At 49.3% G+C, this 22,082-nt stretch carries 13 protein-coding genes; 7 read left to right on the top strand and 6 right to left on the bottom strand.

Annotation, left to right across the window (positions count from 1 at the left end; translation table 11 throughout):
- Nucleotides 1-130 precede the first annotated feature (130 nt).
- Nucleotides 131-6,409, top strand: coding sequence for an S-layer homology domain-containing protein (locus FLK61_RS17405; RefSeq protein WP_176010618.1), 6,279 nt, complete (start codon nt 131-133; stop codon nt 6,407-6,409).
- 566 nt (nt 6,410-6,975) lie between these two features.
- Here the strand turns inward: FLK61_RS17405 and FLK61_RS17400 are convergent.
- Nucleotides 6,976-8,193, bottom strand: a complete 1,218-nt coding sequence (locus FLK61_RS17400) for a helix-turn-helix domain-containing protein (RefSeq protein ID WP_176010617.1) — start codon at nt 8,191-8,193, stop codon at nt 6,976-6,978.
- Nucleotides 8,194-8,336: 143 nt separating this feature from the next.
- On the opposite strand from FLK61_RS17400, the gene FLK61_RS17395 reads away from it, so the two are divergent.
- Nucleotides 8,337-10,622, top strand: a complete 2,286-nt coding sequence (locus FLK61_RS17395; protein ID WP_176010616.1) for a glycoside hydrolase family 3 C-terminal domain-containing protein — start codon at nt 8,337-8,339, stop codon at nt 10,620-10,622.
- A 446-nt stretch (nt 10,623-11,068) separates the two neighbouring features.
- On the opposite strand, the gene FLK61_RS17390 is transcribed toward FLK61_RS17395, so the two are convergent.
- Nucleotides 11,069-11,593, bottom strand: coding sequence for a DUF3221 domain-containing protein (locus FLK61_RS17390; RefSeq protein ID WP_176010615.1), 525 nt, complete (start codon nt 11,591-11,593; stop codon nt 11,069-11,071).
- A gap of 503 nt (nt 11,594-12,096) precedes the next feature.
- Between FLK61_RS17390 and FLK61_RS17385 the strand changes: the two genes are divergently transcribed.
- On the top strand, nt 12,097-13,188 hold the full coding sequence (locus FLK61_RS17385) for a hypothetical protein (RefSeq protein WP_176010614.1): 1,092 nt from the start codon (nt 12,097-12,099) through the stop codon (nt 13,186-13,188).
- A 401-nt stretch (nt 13,189-13,589) separates the two neighbouring features.
- On the opposite strand, the gene FLK61_RS17380 is transcribed toward FLK61_RS17385, so the two are convergent.
- From FLK61_RS17380 to FLK61_RS17370, 3 genes are all read right to left on the bottom strand, one after another.
- On the bottom strand, nt 13,590-13,793 hold the full coding sequence (locus FLK61_RS17380) for a hypothetical protein (RefSeq protein ID WP_176010613.1): 204 nt from the start codon (nt 13,791-13,793) through the stop codon (nt 13,590-13,592).
- 154 nt (nt 13,794-13,947) lie between these two features.
- Nucleotides 13,948-14,181 (bottom strand): hypothetical protein, encoded by a 234-nt coding sequence (locus FLK61_RS17375; RefSeq protein ID WP_176010612.1) that lies wholly within the window; start codon nt 14,179-14,181, stop codon nt 13,948-13,950.
- 196 nt (nt 14,182-14,377) lie between these two features.
- The gene (locus tag FLK61_RS17370) at nt 14,378-14,842 is read right to left on the bottom strand and encodes a competence protein ComK (protein WP_176010611.1); all 465 of its coding nucleotides are present in this window, start codon (nt 14,840-14,842) and stop codon (nt 14,378-14,380) included.
- Nucleotides 14,843-15,174: 332 nt separating this feature from the next.
- Here FLK61_RS17370 and FLK61_RS17365 point away from each other — a divergent pair, with 332 nt between their 5' ends.
- Nucleotides 15,175-16,101: a sigma-70 family RNA polymerase sigma factor gene (locus tag FLK61_RS17365; protein ID WP_176010610.1), complete on the top strand. Its 927-nt coding sequence runs from the start codon at nt 15,175-15,177 to the stop codon at nt 16,099-16,101.
- 68 nt (nt 16,102-16,169) lie between these two features.
- Here the strand turns inward: FLK61_RS17365 and FLK61_RS17360 are convergent, their stop codons facing one another.
- Nucleotides 16,170-17,120: a nuclease-related domain-containing protein gene (locus tag FLK61_RS17360; protein WP_176010609.1), complete on the bottom strand. Its 951-nt coding sequence runs from the start codon at nt 17,118-17,120 to the stop codon at nt 16,170-16,172.
- A 325-nt stretch (nt 17,121-17,445) separates the two neighbouring features.
- Here FLK61_RS17360 and FLK61_RS17355 point away from each other — a divergent pair, with 325 nt between their 5' ends.
- The 3 genes from FLK61_RS17355 to FLK61_RS17345 all read left to right on the top strand — a co-directional run bounded on the left by FLK61_RS17355 (nt 17,446) and on the right by FLK61_RS17345 (nt 22,018).
- Nucleotides 17,446-17,679 (top strand): hypothetical protein, encoded by a 234-nt coding sequence (locus FLK61_RS17355; protein WP_176010608.1) that lies wholly within the window; start codon nt 17,446-17,448, stop codon nt 17,677-17,679.
- Between the two features lie 76 nt (nt 17,680-17,755).
- Complete coding sequence (locus FLK61_RS17350; protein ID WP_176010607.1) at nt 17,756-19,054, top strand: S-layer homology domain-containing protein; 1,299 nt, start codon at nt 17,756-17,758, stop codon at nt 19,052-19,054.
- Between the two features lie 1,167 nt (nt 19,055-20,221).
- Nucleotides 20,222-22,018, top strand: coding sequence for an S-layer homology domain-containing protein (locus tag FLK61_RS17345; protein WP_176010606.1), 1,797 nt, complete (start codon nt 20,222-20,224; stop codon nt 22,016-22,018).
- Nucleotides 22,019-22,082: the final 64 nt, after the last annotated feature.

The following is a 22,082-nucleotide window of genomic DNA, read 5'->3' as shown; positions in this document are numbered from 1 at the left end:
AATCATAAAATTCTGTGTTATAGTTTTTTCATAAAAAATGTATATGAAAGCAGCCTCGATGTCTCTGTTGCACAATCGCGTAGGAAGTAGCAAATACCACGTATCTCAGAGAGAAGGAAGTGACAAGGTCATGATCATCAAACTTGTTATTATTGCTGTAAGCCTGTTTAGTATGTACATCGTATCCCCACTTGTGCCAAGCGCGCATGCGAGCCTCGATCCGCAGCAATACGCAGCGCAGGGCCAGAGCACGCAAACCATCCAGAGCACAACAATCTACAAACCTGCCCAACAAGTTAACCCCATCAGCCATATACCAAAACCGTACTCAGACGTCAGCGCACGCGACTACTACTATGGACCGCTCCTCTACGCCACCGAACAAGGCTGGATCAGAGGTGCCGAAACAGGCCGCTTCCTGCCACGCGCAAGTCTTACACGCGAGCAAGCAGCCGCCATCCTACATCGTTTGCTCGATCCCGGGCTACCACTACCGGCTGAGACACAGCCCTTTACCGACATACCAAACACGCATCCCTATTTTACCGAAATCACACGCATGCAACGCGCAGGCGTTCTAACAGGGTATCCCGACGGTAATTTTCGAGGCACAAGCACACTCACCCGAGCTGAAATGGCCACCATCCTAACACGCGCCTTCAAACTCGAGCACGTCGATGCACCGACACCTTTCACAGATATAGGTTCACATGCTTTGGCGAGAAACATCGTCACACTCTTTCACACCGGGTTGACGAACGGCCGCGCTAACGCAACGTTCGCGCCAAATGAAGACGTAAGCCGCGCAGAGTTTGTCACGCTCTTACAACGCGGTGTCGAATCAGTACACACCCTTCAAATAGCGATCGATGACGTCATAGAAGAAGAGGACAGCGTCCGCATCCTGTTTTCTCAAACGGGAACGGATATAAATGAGCTGACGTTCGCTGCGACGAACGGCAGAGAAACGGAAACGGGCGGAGTCCGCTTCACGCGCGGAGCCTCGGACATGGAACAGGCAACGCTCACGCTACCAAAGTGGGAATCCTTCACCATCAGGCTCACCAACAGCGTCGGCACTATCGTTTTCGAGGAAGCGATCGTCCTCTCAAGCGAACAGGACGAGCCGATCACGCTGTTTGTGGAAGAGCCCGGACTAACTGACGGAACAATTGCTGTCGACAGGTTAACAACAACGCCAACCTTCCGCGTCGAAGGCGATCAAGACGCGCAGGTGACGCTTGCGCTCAGCAACGGGTTTACGGTGGAGCGTATGCTCACGGCAGGAGAACCTCTATTGTTTACGCTACCCGAGCGTGCGTGGCGGTCGCAAAGTGAGAACCGTCTTACGGTTAACGCGAGCACGGTTGTGGACGGCGACCGCTTTACGACAGAGGACGAGGTGATTCAAGTTCCGCGTTTCCCACTCGCTACGCCAAGCATGGCGAGCTTTACAAGCTTAGAGCAGCAAATCGACTTTTTGGCGGGCTCTCGCACGGTGCAAGTGCGCGTAGCGCCAGATGGGTTAGAGCAAATTGCGGTAGGCAATACCTTCCGTTTGGAAAACAATCGCAGTGTGCCGATCCGCACGGTGTTGACTGCCGACGAAGTGGCTCGGGAGCAGGTTGGGGTTCGTCTTAATGAGGCGGCGCTTATGCGGTTTCTCACCAGAGTCAATGATGTCGTGATCCTTACGCCTGTGCTGGCGGACGAGGTCGAGCAGATGCGCGGTGGGGAAGTGCGAATTACGCTCACGGAGGCGGTGCTGCGCGGCTTGCGAGGTCGAGTGTCGGCGGCGGTGGACGCGCGGATTTGTGAGCTCGTGTCTTGCGTGCCAGTTGGACCCGAGCCTCCGCCGGTGGACCCGGAAACGCCGGAGGAGCCCGTTGACCCAGTAGACCCCGAGGAGCCGGCGTCCTTGATCGGACTTACGATATTTAGAGACTTGCTGTCGCTCTCGTTGCTCCAATCGGGCGGTGTGATTGCTCAAATTGATTTACTCGCGAGTGAATTTTTATCGGTTGGCGATGAGCTTACTGTGACGCTTGCTGGACGCGAGGTGAGCGTCGTGGAGCTCACGGAAGAGATGCTCGTAGCTGAGAAGGTAGACGTGACGCTTCCGATTACGCTCGTGCGCGAGTTAGGTAGCCGGGCAACGACCGATCTTGCTGTGAAGCTGTCTCGCGAAGACAGGGAGGACGAGACGGTTGTCGAATCGCTAACATTCCCGATCTTCCAGGAGGTCGCAACGGTAATTCGCGCGCTAAATCCGGCTGCGCTTCTGGAGAATCTTTTTGGGACCACGCGCACGATTCGTGTTGATCTGCAGCTTGATGAACTCAATCATATCGGCCCGGGCGCAGAGCTTTTCATCGCATTTAGCCAAGGGGTTCCGGCTCAGCAAATCGAGCTGACGCTTGGCATGATTGACGATGGTTTTGTGGATGTGAAGATTGAAGAGCCGCTCGCACAGACACTTCTTGGCTCCTTGACGGTTGGCACGACGCTTGAAATCACACCGTCCATCGAGTTTGAGGAGGTGGTGACAGTTGGCCAGCCTTACGAAGTGGAGATCACGCGTGGTCTTCTTGACGACCTCCGCGATGTGATCGGCGATATCGTCTGCACGATCCCGCTCCTGTGCCCACCGGATCAATCGGATCCGTCTGACCCTGAGTCCTTGATCGGGCTTGAGATTGCGGACATAATCACCCTTGATTTGTTGAGAAACAATGGGGTCATTGCGCGCATTGATTTACTGAATCGAGAGCTCGTAAACGTCGGAGACGATCTTACCGTCACGCTCGGTGGGACCGAGGTTCGTGTGATTGAGGTGACAGAATCCATGCTAGATGCAGGTATGGTTGATGTCACGCTACCCATTTTCCTCGTGCGCCAGCTGGGCAGTCGCGCTGTCGCAGAGTTAGAAGTGACGCTCGAGCAGGACGGTCAATCCGTCGAGACATTAGTGCGCGAAGTAACGTTTCCGCTTTTTGAAACGATCGGGTCTGTTATAAACGGAGCGTCGAGTCTAGATATCTTACAGCGTTTATTAGGAGAGGATCGTACAGTTCGAATTGATGTGGAAGCAGACTTAGAGGACCTATTGCACGTCGGTCCAGGCGCTCAGCTGGAGCTTGATTTTAATGGTGTTATTGATGCACAAACAATTGATATAACGGAAGAGATTTTGGAGGAAGGCTTCGTCGAGGTAACGCTACCGCAGAATTTAGTGACGGAGCTATTAGAATCGCTAACAGTTGGTTCGAGCGTTTCGATTACACCAACAGTGAGTTATGACGGGGAAGAAACAGTCGGTGAAGCTTTCACCGTCGTGATAACAGAGGGCCTCTTAGTGGAACTTGGCAACACGATTGGTGACATCGTCTGCTCGGTGCCGTTACCAATTCTATGTCCACCGGTGACGGATCCAGATCCAGTAGTACCAGACTCGTTGATTTCGTTAAACGTGGTTGATCTCATCTCGCTGAACCTCCTTCGAAATGAAGAGACAATCGCGACGGTGACCTTATTAGATACCGACTTTTTAAACGTGGGAGACGAGTTTGAGGTGACGGTAGGGAGTATTACTGTTGATACTATCGTTCTCACTCAAAGCATGCTAGATAATGGCGAAGTAGATATCTCCTTACCGCTAAGCATCGTGCGACAACTAGGTAGTCGAGCATCTGAAACGCTTGCGGTGTCGTTGAATTTAGAAAACCGAGATGAGGAGATTGAAACAGAGCTTGTTTCGTTCCCACTGTTTGAAACAGTTGAATCTGTTATAAACGGAGCGACCGAACTAGCTATTTTACAACGTCTATTAGGAGAGGATCGCACGATTCGAATTGATTTAGACGCTGACTTAAACGACCTTCTCCACTTTGGACCAGGTGCGCAGTTAGAGCTCGATTTTAATGATGTAATCCCAACACAAACATTTGATATAACGGAAGAGATTTTGGAGGAAGGCTTCGTTGAAGTGACACTTCCGCAGAATGTAGTGACACAGTTATTAGAATCCCTAACAGTTGGTTCAAGCATTTCTATCATCCCGACAGTCACTTACGAAGGGGAAGAAACAATCGGCGAAACGTTCGCCGTCGAAGTAACAGAGGATCTCTTGGCGCAACTTGGCAACACGATTGGAGACATTGTCTGCTCGTTACCATTACCAATCCTATGTCCGCCGGTGACCGACCCAGAACCGAATCCAGACCCAGACCCGCCCGCAATACCTGATTCACTGATCTCGCTAAACGCCGTCGACACACTCACTCTAGACCTACTCAATAACGAAGGCGCAATCGCCATGATACAGCTAAGTGAGCCCGAGTTCCTAAATATCGGCGATGAGATTACCTTATCCATAGGCAACACAACAATCGCTACAATCGCACTTACACAAGCCATGCTAGACGACGGACAAGTGCCTATCACATTACCGAAAAATATCGCACGACAACTAGGTAGCCAAGCAACGACTAACCTAGTTGCAACACTCAAGCAAGACGGACGCAGTGACGAATCACAGCAAACAACACTCACATTACCACTCTATGAGCAGCTCCAACCTCTTTTCGTCACAGAAAATGGGGAGACACTGCTAACGCAGTTACTCAGCGCGAATCGTAGCATCGACATTCGCCTAGGTAACACAGCAAGCGACCTCCTCCACATCGGGGCAGGCGCAGAGTTACAGCTCGACTTTGGTGGCAAAATAGACGCGCAAACCATCCTAATCACAGACGCCATGATCGAAGCAGAAATCGCCACCGTCAAACTAACGGACGAACAAGTAACCGAGCTCGTCGGTACGCTACGAACAGGCGACACGCTCACTATCGTACCAAGTGTGATCTATAAAAACCTAGATGCAATAGGAACGGAGCTTACCGTCCCAATCACACAGAATCTCCTCCAAAGCCTGCGCGACGCAGTTGGAGACATCGTGTGTAGCATCCCGCTCGTATGCACGACCATCACCGCAAACGAGCTCACCTTAGCATCGCTACTCGCAGGTGATGACGTGCTACAGCTCACGGACGTGGATCCCGGAACGTCCATTACCGTGATGGCAGGCAGCGTCACCCTTGTTTCTGCAGAGGTAGTTGGAGAAGAGGGCGTTGCAATAACACTTGCGTCGCTCAAACGCCTTGAGGGCGGCGAGACACACACGCTCACCGTGCGACTCACAAACGCTGACGTGACGCGCGAGTTTACGGTCGACGTCACGCTACCCGAGCTACCGCTATTCACGCCGGTGCTAGGGCCGGTCGCGAGCACCGTGGATGCATTGACAGGCGAGGAGCTCGTGCGGATCGCGCTCACAGACTCCGTCGACGGCGTGCCGCTTGTGGGCGATGAGATTGTTTTAGAGGTCGCCGGACAAACAATCACTCGGACGCTCACGCAGGCCAACTTGGACGCCGGAGAGCTCGCCGTGTCGCTAGAGCAGCTAGACCTCGAGGGTGTAGTGGAAGCGTTAAGTGGAGCGGAGGCGACTGTGCCAATCCGGGCAGTCCTTACGAGAGGGAGCGAGTCGACCGAGACGGTCGCAACGCCACTCGTGTTTACCCGTGAGGTGCTAGTTGATTTGGGGGAAACAGTCGGGACACTTCCTACCATTTTGTGTGAGCGATTTGAACTCATCTGTCCACTTCCGGTAGTCGGTGTAAGTTTTGTTGAGTCGTTCGGGAACGCTTCGGCAGATCCGCTCGCCTTAGTGGACAGGGATGCGCTTCGCGTCACCCTACAAGACGGCAGACTGCTCGCGGGAGACCGCGTGCAGCTGTTGGTAAATGGAGCGGTGCTACGCTCCTTTGACGTAGTAGCATCTGGTGACGGACTGGATCAATCAGTAAGGGTGTCTGCCGAGGAGCTGCTCACGATCGGTAGCGGCGCTGATTTACAGGTAGAGGTTGTAGTTTTGCGTAACGGAGACGCAGTCGCTCGCTCCTCCGTTCTAGCGGGCGCGCTCCCGCGCTTTCCGCTGAGGACTCCGGAAGTCGTGCGAGTGAGCGAGAACCTCCTCGCTGGCCTCCTAAACGCCACAGCCGACTGGCGCATCTCGCTTCAGTCGCTGAGCCCACTCGACCAGCTTAACGTCGGGGATACGGTACGATTAACGGTAAACGGAACAGCGTTCACCCATGTTGTAACAGCCGAGGATATCGCAAGCGGAGAGGTAAGAATCAGGCAGACAACAGGGCTACTAAGTGGGATTGTTAGTACGCTTGATGGGTTGCTCGGTTCTTTGATTGGAACCAGATCGCAAGACGTTGTTGTGAATGTGGACCTAGTAGGTGCAGGTGGCGTTACGCAGCAAGGTACAGGGGTGAGCTTAGTTGTAAGTAGAACAAAAGTGGCGCTTCTACCAATTAGTACAAGCGTTACGTATAAATAAAGGTAAGGGAAGAAGGGCTCGTGTCTCTTTAGTGGACACGTGCCTTTTTCTCGTAGGGAAAGTTGAATGAAGAGCTCAACTAGCGCGAGGGGGGGGGGGATTGTGTTTAAGATACAGTGGCACTTCGCGCAAATCAGTGTTAGATATGCGCGATTAATTTTGGTTTACGCAATCATGGCGGAGATTCGCGCGGTTGAAGGTCAAACTCGCGCGATGGAGGTAGAAATCTGCGCAGTCGGGTCTTCACCTTGCGCGATTAAATTAGGTTTACGCAATCATGCCGAAGATTCGCGCGGTTGAGGGTCAAACTCGCGCGATGGAGGTGGAAATCTGCGCAGTCGGGTCTTCAACTTGCGCGATTAAATTAGGTTTACGCAATCAAGGCGGAGATTCGCGTGGTTGAAGGTCAAACTCACGCAATGGAGGTGGAAATCTGCGCAGTCGGGTCTTCAACTTGCGCGATTAAATTGAGCGTACGCAATCATGCCGAAGATTCACGCGGTTGAGGGTGAAACCCGCGCAATCACGCCCTATGATTGCGCAATTAGCTCCCGAGCTACCCCACCTCACCCAACCCCATCCCGATACTTCTTCGGCGTCACGCCAACAGCCTGCTTAAATACCTTCGTAAAGTAGCTTTGATCGTTGAATTGGAGCCAGGCGCATATTTCCGAAATAGGGGAGTCCGTCATCGTTAATAGGCTCTTCGCTTCGTTAATGCGTGCCTCTAGGATATAGGCACTAAGTGACTGACCAGACTCGCGGCTGAATAAAGAGGATAAATAAGATGGGTTTAAACTTACAGCGGTGGCGACTTTTTTGAGCGTCAGCTTTTCGTAAACATGATTTAATACATAGTTTTGCGCGAGAATAATTTCGCGTTTATGCCTGCTATAACGTCGCTTCTCGACGAGACGTGCAAAGGTAAGATAGGCCTCGCTTAATAGAGCATCAATCCGCGCGTAGTCGGTGATCTCTTCAATACGCTGGATGTAGTGGTCACTTAGTGTGTAGGCTTCCTCGGAGTTTACGCCGCCTGCCATGGCAGAGCGCGTCGCGATCGTGATGCCTGCGATTCCGAGGTTCTTTTTATTCCGTAAAAAACTCGTCGTTGCGAGCACACCAAGCTGCATTTTTGGCAGACTCTTCATATATGCTTCAAGCTTCTCTGGCTGTCCCTTTTGCAGGAGATCGGAGAACTTCTTCTCAAGCAAAGGATCCTGATGGAAGATCAGCTCTTGCTTTTGCTTTGCGAGCATCATCGTTGGATGAAGCGTTGTGGCAGTCGAATTTAAATCTCCAGCCTTCATCTGATCAGAGCTCAAAATCTCTGACTCTTCGATTCTTTTTTCGAAAAGAAGATAGTGAAGCATCCGAGCAATGTGACGGAGCTCGGACTTAGAATGAACCGGGAGAGAATCATAAAAATCCTGCATCACGTATCTATTTACGAGAAGCTTTTGGTCGCGGACAATGCCGGTGAGCTCGGCAGGAGTTAAACGTTGCGAGACGCTTGGACCGACGATCATAACGCCAACATCCTCTATGTTTTGAAGAAGGTAGGATTCGGCAAAAGGGGATAGGTGCACGAAAGGCATTGTTTTTTGCTCAACGAATTCGAAGCCACAGCCTGATAAAAGGGCTTGTTTGGTTGGGTAAACAGGATTTGCAACCCGATCCTTACCATGCTCCAACACTGTCGCCCCATTCCCGTCCACCACCCTAACGTCCAACGAAAAAGTTGTACTGATTAACTCTGCTACGTCACGAACTTTCTTGATCACGTATCGCCACCTCTTCCTTAAAAGTCCCAAATACATAAAGAAACTACTAAAAAAACAATCATAACACAATAATTATCTCGTGTAATCGTTTACTATTTGCTTAAACAACCATTCTAGTTTCACCAATACAAGGAGGAATTTACATGACAAATCGTGTGAAAGAGCTAGTGGCAGAGATGACAGTGGAGGAGAAGGCTGGGCTATGCTCCGGGCTAGATTTTTGGCATCTCAAAGGGATCGAACGACTAGGGATCCCATCGATCATGGTGACGGACGGACCACACGGATTGCGTAAGCAAAGTGAGGGAGCGGACCACCTCGGAATCAATGATAGTGTACCAGCGACGTGCTTCCCATCGGCGGTTGGACTTGCGAGTACGTGGGACCTTGAGCTGATTCAGGAGGTCGGCGTGGCACTCGGTAAAGAGTGTCAGGCGGAGAATGTGGCGGTGTTACTCGGACCCGGCGCAAATATGAAGCGATCACCACTATGCGGTCGTAACTTTGAGTACTTCTCCGAGGATCCATTCCTCTCGAGCAGACTCGCGACTAGCCATATGAAGGGTGTGCAGAGCCAAGGCGTCGGTACGTCTCTCAAGCACTTTGCAGCAAACAATCAGGAGCATCGCCGCATGTCAACGGACGCCATCATCGACGAGCGCACGCTCCGTGAGATTTACCTTGCGAGCTTTGAGGACGCGGTTAAAGAAGCGAAGCCGTGGACCGTTATGTGTGCGTACAACAAAGTAAATGGTACGTATGCGTCTGAAAACGAGCGACTACTTACCACGATTCTGCGCGACGAGTGGGGCTTTGACGGCTTTGTCGTGTCTGACTGGGGCGCGGTGAATGAGCGCGTGGATGCCCTTAAAGCTGGTCTTGAGTTGGAGATGCCGGCGAGCAATGGTCTTGGCGACAACAAAATTATCGCCGCCGTAAAGGACGGCACACTGTCAGAGGAGACGCTAAATACAGCCGTCGAGCGCGTGCTTGCGATCATTCTTTTAGCGGAGGAAAATAACGTAGAGAATGCCCACTACGATAAAGAAGATCACCACAAGCTTGCACGTAAAGTAGCGGCAGAGGGTACGGTGCTCCTTAAAAATGAGGACAGTATTCTTCCTCTCTCTAAATCTGCAAACCTTGCTGTTATTGGTCAGTTCGCCAAGAAGCCACGCTTCCAAGGTGGCGGTAGCTCGCACATTAATCCAACGAAGCTTGACGATGCGGTAGAAGAGCTTCAAAAGCTGTCAAACGGTGCCACAATTACATTTGCAGAAGGCTATGAGGTTAAGCAGGATGAACCGAATGACGCTCTCGTACAAGAGGCGGTGACAAATGCGCAAGATGCGGACGCTGCTATTTTATTTGTCGGTCTACCAGATCACTTCGAATCCGAAGGCTATGACCGCGAGCATTTAAATATCCCGAGAAGCCATCTTGAGCTGATCCATGCAGTCAGTGCCGTTCAGCCAAATGTTGTCGTTGTACTGAGTAACGGTTCGCCAATCGTGATGCCGTGGCTCGACGAAGTAAAAGGAGTGGTCGAAGCCTACCTTGGTGGACAAGCGGTTGGCGGAGCGATCGCCGATGTCCTCTATGGCGAAGCAAACCCGAGCGGAAGGCTCGCGGAAACATTCCCGGAAGTACTTAGTCATAATCCGTCTTACTTGAACTTCCCAGGAGAAGGCGATCAGGTCGAGTACAAGGAGGGTATCTTTATTGGCTATCGCTACTATGATGCAAAGAAAATTGCACCGCTCTTCCCGTTTGGCTATGGCTTAAGCTATACGGATTTTGCTTATAGCGACCTCGTGGTTTCACAAAAAGAAATCGAGGACACGGGCACGGTAGATGTGTCGGTTACGGTGACGAATGTGGGCGACGTGTTTGGTAAGGAAGTTGTGCAACTATACGTGCGCGTTACGGCGAGCTCGGTCGTGCGGCCGGATAAAGAGCTGAAAGGCTTTGATAAGGTGGCACTTGAGCCTGGCGAGTCGAAGCGTGTGACGTTTACGCTCGATAAGCGTTCGTTTGCCTACTACAGCACGGTGCTCGGCGACTGGCATGTGGAGTCTGGAGAGTTTGATATCCTGATCGGCAAATCGTCCGCGGAGATTGTGCAGGAGGGCACGGTGCACGTGACGTCAACGGTTGCACTCCCGATGACCGTGACGCGCAACACGCCGGCCGGCGACATTTTAGCCAATCCAACCCTAGCGCCTATTTTTGAAAAATGGATGGCGGAGATGAATCAAGATAGCCCGTTTGCAAACATGTCCGAAGACGATGAATCCTACGAAATGTTTCAGGCGATGATGCGCTACATGCCACTGCGAGCGCTCGTGGCATTCAACTCGCAGAAGATGACAGAGACGCATATGGAACAGTTGATTGCCGAGCTGAACGGGGCGGTTGTGGCGAAGTAAGCAAGTAAGTAAGACCTTGCGAGCTGGAGGGCGTAAAGTGCGTGAAGGGCGTGGACTTGACTAAGTGCTGTGTTGGGAGTGCTTTATAAGTTTAGGTCTGGGAACATAAAACGGGAATGCGGAACATAAAACCTGAGTAAGGAACATAATTTTGGAACGCGGAACATAAAACCTGAGTAAGGAACATAACTTTGGAACGCGGAACATAAAAACTAAGTTAGGAACATAACTTCAAAGTAAGGCACATAAAACTCAAAAGCGGAACATTAAACCCAATTAAGGCACATAAACCCAACCAGCCCTCATTCAAAACCGTTAGTTGAATGCCTCAACTAGCGCGAGGAGGTAATTACATGCAATTTATAGTAACCCCACGCGCACGTATACAGGAAAAAGCACCCGATTCTATGCTGAACCGGGTGCTTTCTCTAATTTAATTTAGAATGTTAGCTTTCCTCGTCGCTTACTTCAATGGTAGTTTCCTCTAAAGAATCCGTTTGTTTTAATGTGATTGACCAAGATGCGCTTTGCGGATCAAACGATGTTTCTGCCACCGCATAGAACCAATGATCGTCATCACTTAGCTCGGATAGAGCGGAACGAATGGCCTCAGCCTCTGTCAAGTTGGCGCCTTCAGGCTGATCGCGCGGTACGACTTCAAGTTGATCGAGCGTGCCTTGGCCAGGATAAGAGGTTTCTACGACAGAAAAGGACACGTGAATAAAGTCCCCAACTTGTACGTCTTGATCGTCTGGTGTGAACCAAATGGCAGAGTAAAACTCCTCAATTCCACCGGTATCACTGAAGTCCTGGGCTTCCGAACTAACAAACAGCAGTCGGTCGCCATCTTGAGCCGTGATATATCCAGATTCGTAAGGCTCCTCGATGGACGTGTTGTTAGTTGAGTCGTTGTCATTTGTGCAACCCACTAAAACGATTAACCCGATTAGCATAAGCAGATATTTCATCATCAGATCCCTCCTTACATAATCAGTCGTTGTGAGATGGATAGATGTTACAAAGTGGGTGGGGGGGGTTACGCAATTGTGCCGGAGATTCGCGCGATGGAAGGTAAAACTCACGCGGTTGAGGTGAAAATCTGCGCAGTCGGGTCTTCAACTTGCGCGATTAATTATGGTTTACGCAATTATGCTGGAGATTCACGCGGTTGAAGCACAAACTCACGCAATGGAGGTAGAATTCTGCGCAGTCGGGTCTTCAACTTGCGCGATTAATATAACCCCACGCAATCAAGCCAAAGTTTTACGCAATGAACGCTCAACCTCACGCAATTCAGCAAAAAATCCGCGCGATCATGCCCTCAGATCGCGCAATTAACCAAGATCCACACTATACAGCGTAGGAAAAAGCGTAACACAACCTCTATATAAACCGACTAACTAGGTATAATAGCGGACAAGTTAGCCAGGAATGAAGCCACTTACCCGACAAAGGAAAACAAGGAGGAGATCCTATGAAAAGAGCTCGACTCACGTTTCTCACCATAGCAAGCGCGGGCTTATTAATGGCATGCACCAGTGATCAGGACGAGGCGCAGCAGGAACTGAACGAGCTCGGTAACACTGCTGAATCAGCCGACGAACCGGGCCAAAACGAAGACTCAGCACAGAACGAGCCGGACGATGATGAGCCAACTGAAGCAAACGAACCGAATGGCGAAGCAAACAACGGCGCCACTGAACCGACGAACGAAGAAAACGACAATGCCGAAACCAGCGCAGACAACGACCCAGCATCAGAAGCGACCATCTATAACCCCGAAAATGCCGACGAAGAACGAACCGCGGCACAAGCAAAAGAGGAAAACTATATGGACGCAGGCACGTTTACAGGTGGCGAAATCACCGACGGGAAGAGTATCGGGTACATTGATCACGGCATCCACGAGACCTACGAGCGGCTCGTGATCGACATATTCGACGGGGCTTACGGCGAGCTTACGGGGCCATCGGCGACACCAGCGTACTTCGAGGCAACGCTCGAAGCCTACCCAGCGCGGATCGTCTACACGATAAGCGGCATTCGCGGCCTGCCGGAGGAGCTGCCGACATTTCCGAGAGAAGAGAGCGCATCGCAAGCCGCGTACGAGACAAGTAGGACGGACGACGAGCCAAGCGACACCATGTTCCGGAACGTCACCAGCATTCCACTCTTCGACGATGCGACGATCATGCTCGCCGCCTATCTCAACGAGCCCGCGCTGTTCGAGGTGTTCGAGGTGCACGACTCTGCTGCAATCGTCACAGACGTTACTTCTCTGGGCGAAACAACGTTTGCACCTGTGCATTCCGTACGATCGGCCTCCGTTTCGCAAGAAGAAGACCTGCAAAGCTTAGAGCAGATAAGCGTCGAGTTAATGGAAGTAGATGCTAATCACGTGCGCACCCTGCATAGCGCAGACGACACATTCTTTGTCGAAGAAGGCTACTATGAGTCGGCCGAAGCGGCACAGCAACGCATAACCGAGCTCAATAACAGTGGCATCGAGACAGAATTCTTTGTAGAGGAACGCGCAATGACCGACATCCCACAAAACCTCCGCTAAAGCGGAAGAAAGTTTAAAGAGATAAGCTAACCAAAAGCCGCAAGTGGATAGTGAAGTAACGCTTTCGGTTAATTAGACTGCTTTTCCGGTTAATCGGAGCACGGTTTCGGTTAATTAGACTGCCTTTCCGGTTAATCGAGCCATCCCCGTCGAAGTCACCCACATAAAAAAGCTGGGACAGGTAAATCGCTCCTGTCCCAGCCTCTATCAAATATCAACCCGACCTTCTCCCTCTCAAATAAAGCAACAGCATCGTCACCGAAAAAATAATGACAAACGAAAACAGATACACCGACCAGTCCACACGATCAGCCTCCTTTACTGTCTATTTTCTCCGAAGAGAGAAAGGTAAACGTGTAATTAAAAAACACAGCAACCTCGTCGCTGTGCCCCTCTGCTATTTACTCCACATCCACCTTCGAGATGCCTCGGTTTACCACGAGCCCAAATATAATCATTCCGATTAAGAGTCCCGTCATTACGATAAAGAATATCGCGTAGCCGAACTGCTCGCTGGCCACGTTTCGATACGCGAATTGCCCCATCGAGATTGCGCTAATCAGGAGCGAGATCAGGATAAGAGGGTGGATTTTTGCTGGCTTCACGGCTTTTTCCTCCTTAAGAAACATCGTTCGCATTTCCTCCATTTTAACATAGTTGTAAAAGAGGTGGGAGCAAGACAGCGGATGAATCAAAAGAAAAAACTGCTTCATAGAGTAAGCAGTTTTTGGTAAGAGTATGTAGGTCAAGTTGAGTGGTTTAACGTACTTTCTCTACGCGTAACAGTAGTTCCATGCTAATCCACATGTTATCGATCAAAATCTGTTGAGCCTGCAAGTTAATGGATTCAATCATTCCAATAGCCTGCGAAAAAGAACGATTCTCCCAAAACATGATCATCACAGTTTCGTTTCGTACATAAGCCTCGATGGCTCTGGCGCCCATTAAAGAAAACGCACTTTCCTGTTCGGTGTTCAAAATAATCGGATTCATAAAAACCCTCCCTAAGTTGGAGATAAGCGCATTCATTACTATATAGTGAACGACTAGTATGCTTACAAATACCCAACTTCCCTCTAGGTTAAACCAAATAAAGGATAATATATGTAGATGTACAACTAGATCAATAAAGGTCCTATGTTGTGACAATGTCACAATGTGACGTTGCACCGACCCTAAAAAACAAGCTCTATGCCCGCTGGTAGTGGGCATAGAGCTGCATCATGTGGCTTGTTCGTAAAATCTGATTGTCGATGGTTCGTTTTGATACGGGCACCGTTAGCGTCAAGCCATCGCGGAAGACAACATCAGCTTGACCGTCATGGCGTGACAACGTTTGCAAAACGTGCTGGGGAAAGACCCAATGACACTCCATATTCTGCGGCGAATGCGTAGGGAAGACTGCTAGTTGTTCGATCTCGCTAATCAAAACTGGCGTCTTTTTTTCGTAAGGTAGCATTGACTTTACAGCTTGGACCCGCCCTTCATACGTCGCGAATGCCATCCGGCAAGCCGCATCTATAAGCGAAAAGGCTGGTTGTCTGACGTAGTAACACGAATGTTTTTCATAGACAATGGATTCGTAATTGATGTCATAAGCAGGCATCAGAATCATCGTGTCGGCGTTGATGGTGTAGTGATCGAGTACGTGCATGTGCTGGATGCTCCCTTCACTAATTTGCGCTGAAGGGGTTGCTGGATAAGTTGTTGCGTCGGGTGGAATATGTATGTACCGAGCACGATGATCGCGCCTCCTTTGTTATGCAAATGATGTGCTGTCAGATGCATAGAAATGATGAGGATGTAACCTATTGGGGTTACTAAGTCACTCATATATTCTATATATTACCACGGATTCTTTCGTTTGAGTCATAAAATTTGTAAAAATATTAGTATTTATGTAAAAAGGTCGTGCTGATTGCATGCGATCGCCAGGAGATTACGTGCGTTTGCTTAGAGGAAACGTGTTGTTTAGGCGTTGGCAAGGTGACGAGATCGCGCGCTATGCTTGCTCTACCGCGGAATACAAGCAGAGCGCGCTCTGAGAAGGATCGACCAATGCACGAGGGAAAGCAAGGCGAATTAACGCATATTTCGAGTTACTTAGATGGGATTGTAAGGTTGTTGGAGGGTGAGGCAGGGCAGTTATCCGGAAAGGGGGCTTCATTATCCGAAAATGATGGAACATTATCCGGAAAGGAAGGTGGATTATCCGGAAATGGTGGATCATTATCCAGAAAGGAGCTGCGATTATCCGAAAACAGAGGAACATTATCCAGAAAGGAGCTACGATTATCCAAAAACGTCGAACCATTATCCGAAAATGCCACCCGATTATCCAAAAACAGTTCACAGTTTTCAATCAACACAAATGACACGCTTCAAGCAGATAATCAAGACGACGAATTCACAGACCTATGCCAAAGCTACATGCCGCTTATCCACAAACTTATCAACAAATGGAATCTAGGCGGCGACCGCGACGAATACGAACAAATCGGACGAATCGCATTACACGAAGCATGGACAAAATTTGACTCCGGGCGCGGCTACTTCCCGGCCTATGCAAAAAGCTATGTCCGCGGCCGCATCCAGCAGGAGCTCGAGCGACGCGATCGCCATCAGCAACGCCAAGTCAGCGTCGAGCCAACCATCATGCACGAACTCGCTGGTACAAACGACAGCAACATCGAAGACAACGAATTACTAGAGGACTTTTTAAACAAACACCGCCACACACTCTCAAAGCGAGAGCAACAGTGGTTCCAGCTCGCCATCATAGAAGGACTTAAACAGCGAGAAATCGCGAGTCAATGTGGAGTAAGCACCGAAACCGTCAAAAGCTGGCGCAAATGCGCGCTGATAAAACTCCGTCGCGAAGTAGGTGGTGTTGATAATCTGGCACTTCATTAACTCAATCTCTTAAACTCATTTATCCAAATAAAGAGGATCGTAGCCAAATTAGCTACGATCCTCTTTTGCTAAGTCTTAAACGTATATCGAGCTTTTTGCGTGGAGCCACTAGATTTTATCGCTAACCTCCCGACGAGTCTAAGTGCCAGTTGCGTACTCTCGATCCCCATCCATTGCTTCAAAGCTCGTGTTGCAAAGTGCATCCCAAACAAGTTTTTAAAATCGGCAATAGTCGCAAGATGCATCTGCTTACTTGCAAAGCTACAATCCATACACGTCCACTTGCCCGACACACGCAGCACGGCAAACGAATTGCAACTCGTACAGTGCACACCGTGGATAAGTTCATCCGCCCGGATCATAAACTTTTGCAACACATACTCATGCTTGGGCACCGAGCGTTGCAAAATGCTACGTCCAATCCTCTTCATCACCGCCGTCGTAATCGCATCATTCGGCGTATGCGCATGGATCTGATCAACGACACGCGTCGCATGCTCTACGCGAGAAACGTGAGGAAGACTCTCATCATTCAGTACTGTCGATTCCTTATGAGCGAGCAGCACATGGTGATAGACCGGCAGATTTGTAACAGACTGCTCAGCTAACCATAGTTTGAAGCGGATTGCCTGTCGCTCCGCTTGCAAAATGGGACAGTCAAATACCTCTTCTTTTTCTGGTGTTGTCTTGTGCAACACGGCACGATCAACATCAAATCGCAGAGCACCCTTATAGTTTTTAATTTCTAGCACTAGGGCAAACTGCTGGCATAGAAGTAGCGTGTCTACCTCAAAGTAATGGTCCTGTGAGTGTAATCTAACTTGATGGAATATGTGGTAAGTGGAGGCAGATAAAAAGGATAGTGGGTAATCAACCGATTTTTCGCCAGCGAAGCCAGCTTTGTACTGAGAAAATTGCTCCTCAATTCTTTGATACATCGGATGATTCGTCTGCAACCTTCGAAGGAGAGATTCATATTGAGGGAAAAACGCAGGTGTCTTTCTATGTTTAATGATCATATAACACCTCCCACATTTACAATAGCCTAGCAATTTACACCTGTAAATAGAAAGCCTTCGACAAATTATTACTAGTCTTTGAAAGCTTTAAAACCTAACTGCAGGAGAATAAAGTGCCAGCAATCTAAGGTCAAAAGCGGATAATGGAGCCTCATAAACGGATAATCAAGCAGCGTTTTCGGATAATGGAGCCACGAAAGCGGATAATGAAGCAGCGTTTTCGGATAATGAAGCCACGAAAACGGATAATGAAGCGCTGTTTTCGGATAATGGAGCCACGAAAGCGGATAATGAAGCAGCGTTTTCGAATAATGAAGCCGCGAAAATGGATAATGAAGCGCTGTTTTCGGATAATGAAGCCACGAAAGCGGATAATGAAGCACTGTTTCCGGATAATGGAGCCACGAAAATGGATAATGAAGCGCTGTTTTCGGATAATAGAGCCACGAAAGCGGATAATGAAGCACTACTTCAGGAAAATTCCCCCTCCAATTCCCAAAATGTTAGTAACATTAGCAGTCTTACAAATACCCCTAATGGCATACGCCGTCCGATCTAGATGGGAGTATAATACCTGTAACCTGCGTGCGCTTCGTCGGCACTTGGGTATTTTACTTACAAGGAGGAAGTATAGCATGCGAAGGGTGTTACTCTTGTTTCTCACCATATTATTGTTAGTTCCTGCGACGCAGGTGTTTGCGAATGAGGATCGCACGCCGGTCCAGACGTCATTCCGCGATACGGTCCAGGGTGCGTGGTACGAGCTGTTTGTGCAGCGGATGGCGGCCAAGGAGGTATTCCAAGGCTACCCGGACAACACGTTTAAGCCGCAGGCGAATGTGTCGCGGGCCGAGACGATCGCAACGGCCGTGCGCATCTTGGGTCTCGAGGCGGAGGCACAGGCCGTGCCAGCATCAACGCCACTATTCTTCAGCGATACAAGTGCTGCTGATGGGGAAAAATGGTGGCATGGATATGTAGCGATAGCGCGGGAACAGGGCCTATTTGATACGTCCGAGTCGACGCTCCGAGCAAACGAGCCGGCTTCGCGCGTGTGGATCGCGAGCATGCTCGTCCGCGCACTCGGTCTAGAGCAGCAGGCGCTCGCGCAAATGAATGTGACGCCGCGATTTACGGACGCATCGCAAATTCCGTCAGGGGCGATCGGCTATGTAAACGTCGCTTCGGAATATGGCATTGTCGAAGGGTTACCTGATGGACGCTTTGCGCCAAACAATAACGTCACGCGCGCAGAGACAGCGACGCTACTCGACCGCACGTACGGGGAGATTTTGGACCAAGAGGTAAGTCAATATGTGCGCGGCACGGTCACAAATGTTAACGCAGCGAACCGACAGCTATCGGTGACCACGCTTGAGGGGACGTCGCAAACGTTGACGCTCCGTGATTCGACGCTCGTTCTATTTAATGGTCGCTACATCACGCCAGATCAGCTACGCACGGGCGATCCGATCACCGCGCTGGTTGCTAACGGCACGGTCGCGGAGATCGAGATTCGCTCGTCGACCGCACCGAATGCACCAACTCAAACGACGATTCGCGAGCTCGATATCGACATCGAATACACGAATGGCAATGAGGTCGACCTCGAGTACAAGCTCCGTCGCGGCGGCGCCTATGCCAAGATTGAGTTTGAGCGGAACGACCGTGATACGACCATCACAGGAGATGCCGCTATCCGTCAAATGGAAACCTATTTAACGCAGTGGCAACTATCGCCGAACCTTTCCAATGATGAGGTGTTAGCCCGAGTAACAGCCACCTTTGCCGAGTTCGGCACATGGGACGAGTTTGATATCGAGATCGACTTTGCTAACGGCTCAGAGATTGATTTCGAGCGCGATCGTAATGGAGGAAACGACGACGATGACGACGATGACGACGATGATGACGATGACGACGATGATGATTAAGCTCATATAATAGAGAAAGGTCGCTCCGCATTTAGTGGAGCGGCCTTTTTTCGAGGTTTTGATAGGTGGCACTTCTATTAAACTGGTGAATTCGAGTTGAGTAGTTAATTAGAGGGGATGTGCAGATAATTGAGTAGCGTTTTCGGATAATCAAGTTACGAAAACGGATAATGAAGTACCATTTTCGGATAATGTTGCTACGAAAACGGATAATGAAGCAGTGTTTTCGGATAATCAAGCTACACAAACGGATAATGAAGTACCGTTTTCGGATAATCGCAACCCCATCCCCATCTAACCTACTCAACTACCTCAACCGATACAGTAAAACTTCTCTACAAATCTAATCAATCCACATACGAACCGAATTACAAACCTATAAAAAATCCATATTAATCCATATTATTGCCGCATTCTCACACTCCCCACACTGCTCATCATTCCAATTGAATTTATAAAAGGCCTATAAACGCCTGTATAAAAAGGTTTTCTCCATGTCGAGATAAGTCCTGAAATTAGACACAAACTCCTTCTATAAATACAACGAATGGAAATACAAAATGGATCACTGCTCCACAATTATCTACAATTTCTACTATGATTTACCTATTGGCTCGACATTTGACAACAGTATTCAGTATTTTCCGACAATTAATCTGGATAATCCTACGTAAGCATTCTATACTTTTGTCAAAATTAGTTAAAGAATGTAAAAATAAGTGCCAGTGGTGGTATATTAACAGCGTAGGCACCATGCAATCTATTACATGACTTTAAAGGAGGGCATAGGAGTAAAAACAAGGACTCAAGGATGAGTGCAGATAGTCGCGGCTAGGATTTTTTACATGGAATGAATTCAAAAGGACTGAATTTGCCAAAATAGAATTTCACTAAAACGAATTCTACTAAACCAAATTCACCAAAACCGAATTCAAACGAACCAATCTAGCAACACCAAAATCAGCAACAAAAAAAGCGCAACATTTTACGCAACAAGTAAGGCGCCATCTGCCCAGACAATATGCCATGATCCGCAACCTTTTCAAGAAGCTAACATGGCGCGCATCATCATAATCTCTCATTCTCTCAAACAAGGGCAGGCCAACAACAAAGGCAGTTACACAAATCATTCAGCAAACAAAAAATATCAAAAAGGGAGCAAACCATATGAAAAGACAAATTTTCGCAATCTTTGCTATTTTATGTTTGGCAACAACGATTTTCCCACTGTCGACACTAGCCGTGACCAACAAATACTCGGATATTGATGCTCGTGATTATTACTTCGATTCACTCGTGTTCTTTGATGAAAGAAACTGGATTTCCGGCTTTGAAGACGGTACATTCCGTCCGAAGAACCCATTAACTCGTGAACAGGCTGCGATTTTATTCAGCCGTATATTAAACCTCGACACTCAAAACGTATCTGGAGCACCATTTAATGATATTCCAACGTCATTCAGATCGTGGCGCAACATTGCCGCAACGAAAAACGCAGGGATTCTAGGTGGCTTCCAGGATAATACCTTCATGCCGATGTCAACGATGACGCGTGGACAAATGGCAGCGACAATTAATCGCTCCTTTTTCTTCCGACCACTTCAAACACAGACGCCTTTCTCAGACGTAAACAACTCCTTCTTCCAGTCGGAGATTCGCACGCTATTTACTCATAATATTACAAATGGACGCACGCCAACGATGTTTGTACCTAACGGCGACGTACAGAGAGCGGAATTTATTACTCTTATTAAACGCACGTTTGATTTCCTAGAGTCGCTTGATGTCGATTTGCGTGACGCGCAAGTGAATGCAAATGGCGATACGCTGCTTACTGGTATGATGGACGGTGCCGTTCTTACGCAGCTTGACGTGATTGTTGTAAACGATAGCGGTACACGTGTTGCAGATCGCAACGTGCAGATCAATGCACAAGGTAACTTCCAACTCACGCTTGATGGACTTGTGGATGGGACGTATACCGCGATTTTTACCAATAGAATTGGCGCAATCATGGGTCAAAGTCGCTTTATGATCGAAAATGGCGATCCGATTATCGACGATGGGGAGATTGATGATCCGATGGATCCGATCGACCCAGAAGACCCGACGGACCCAGTCGACCCGGAAGACCCAGCTAACCCTGGCGATCCGACGGACCCAGGCGACCCAACTGATCCTGTAAACCCTGATCGTCCGTTGATTGACCTTGATATTCTAAATCCTGGTTTATTAGATGGGACGATTGATCTTAGCTTCTTGCTTGGCAATAATGCGCTGATTCGCGTGGATCTTTTAGAGACGACGGACCTGCGTAGCGGCGATATTGTGCGCGTGAAGACGGGCAACAGCAATCTGCTGTCTGTGACGCTTACGCAAGAGGATATCGATCGTGGCTTCCGCGATATTTCGCTCAACGTCAGCATTCTTGAGCGCCTCGGCAGTGGCTCGAGTCATCTCTTAAATCTCGATCTTTTGAGAGGAAACAACGTGATTGACCAGACTGACGGGAAGAATATTCTCCTGCCAACGTTCCCAAATCAGCTGATTTCGTTGAATCTGGGTGACGGTTCAAACAATGTGCTTAGCCGTATTTTGAGCGGTGACCGCGCGATTCAGATTGATCTTAATGCAAACGGAATTGCAGACGCAGACGTTGGCGACCGCATCTTCCTTAACTTCACGGGCGGCGCATCGGCAACGATCACGCTGACGCAAGCGGACATTGACCGCGGCTTCGCGGAGTATCGCATTAATCAGAGCTTCCTGACGAATCTGCTCGCTGACCTGACTGTTGGTAGCACCGTCGAGATCACGCCAGTGCTCGATAAAGATGGCACGACTACGACTGGAGAAACCTCGTCGTTCGTGCTCTCACGAGGGCTGTTAGATATTGTCGATGACTTACTAGGAGGTCTGCTTGGAGGACTGTTAGATGGACTGTTAGGTGGTATTTTTAGATAGACTACACGCTAAACCCCGCTACGGCGGGGTTTTTTGGTGGTGGTAAGGCAATGTGGGCGGTTAT

Source organism: Paenalkalicoccus suaedae, from assembly GCF_006965545.2.
Taxonomy (GTDB): Bacteria; Bacillota; Bacilli; order Bacillales; family Salisediminibacteriaceae; genus Paenalkalicoccus; species Paenalkalicoccus suaedae.
The sequence above is the reverse complement of the archived record's forward strand: the minus strand, read 5'-3'. Positions and strand labels throughout refer to the sequence as shown.

What these genes read in the sequence shown, in the direction of transcription:
- FLK61_RS17405 (WP_176010618.1), top strand. Translation starts at nt 131, where the DNA reads ATGATCATCAAACTTGTTATTATTGCTGTAAGCCTGTTTAGTATGTAC.
- FLK61_RS17395 (WP_176010616.1), top strand. Translation starts at nt 8,337, where the DNA reads ATGACAAATCGTGTGAAAGAGCTAGTGGCAGAGATGACAGTGGAGGAG.
- FLK61_RS17390 (WP_176010615.1), bottom strand. Translation starts at nt 11,593, where the DNA reads ATGATGAAATATCTGCTTATGCTAATCGGGTTAATCGTTTTAGTGGGT.
- FLK61_RS17385 (WP_176010614.1), top strand. Translation starts at nt 12,097, where the DNA reads ATGAAAAGAGCTCGACTCACGTTTCTCACCATAGCAAGCGCGGGCTTA.
- FLK61_RS17375 (WP_176010612.1), bottom strand. Translation starts at nt 14,181, where the DNA reads ATGAATCCGATTATTTTGAACACCGAACAGGAAAGTGCGTTTTCTTTA.
- FLK61_RS17370 (WP_176010611.1), bottom strand. Translation starts at nt 14,842, where the DNA reads ATGCACGTACTCGATCACTACACCATCAACGCCGACACGATGATTCTG.
- FLK61_RS17360 (WP_176010609.1), bottom strand. Translation starts at nt 17,120, where the DNA reads ATGATCATTAAACATAGAAAGACACCTGCGTTTTTCCCTCAATATGAA.
- FLK61_RS17355 (WP_176010608.1), top strand. Translation starts at nt 17,446, where the DNA reads ATGGATAATGAAGCGCTGTTTTCGGATAATGAAGCCACGAAAGCGGAT.
- FLK61_RS17350 (WP_176010607.1), top strand. Translation starts at nt 17,756, where the DNA reads ATGCGAAGGGTGTTACTCTTGTTTCTCACCATATTATTGTTAGTTCCT.
- FLK61_RS17345 (WP_176010606.1), top strand. Translation starts at nt 20,222, where the DNA reads ATGAAAAGACAAATTTTCGCAATCTTTGCTATTTTATGTTTGGCAACA.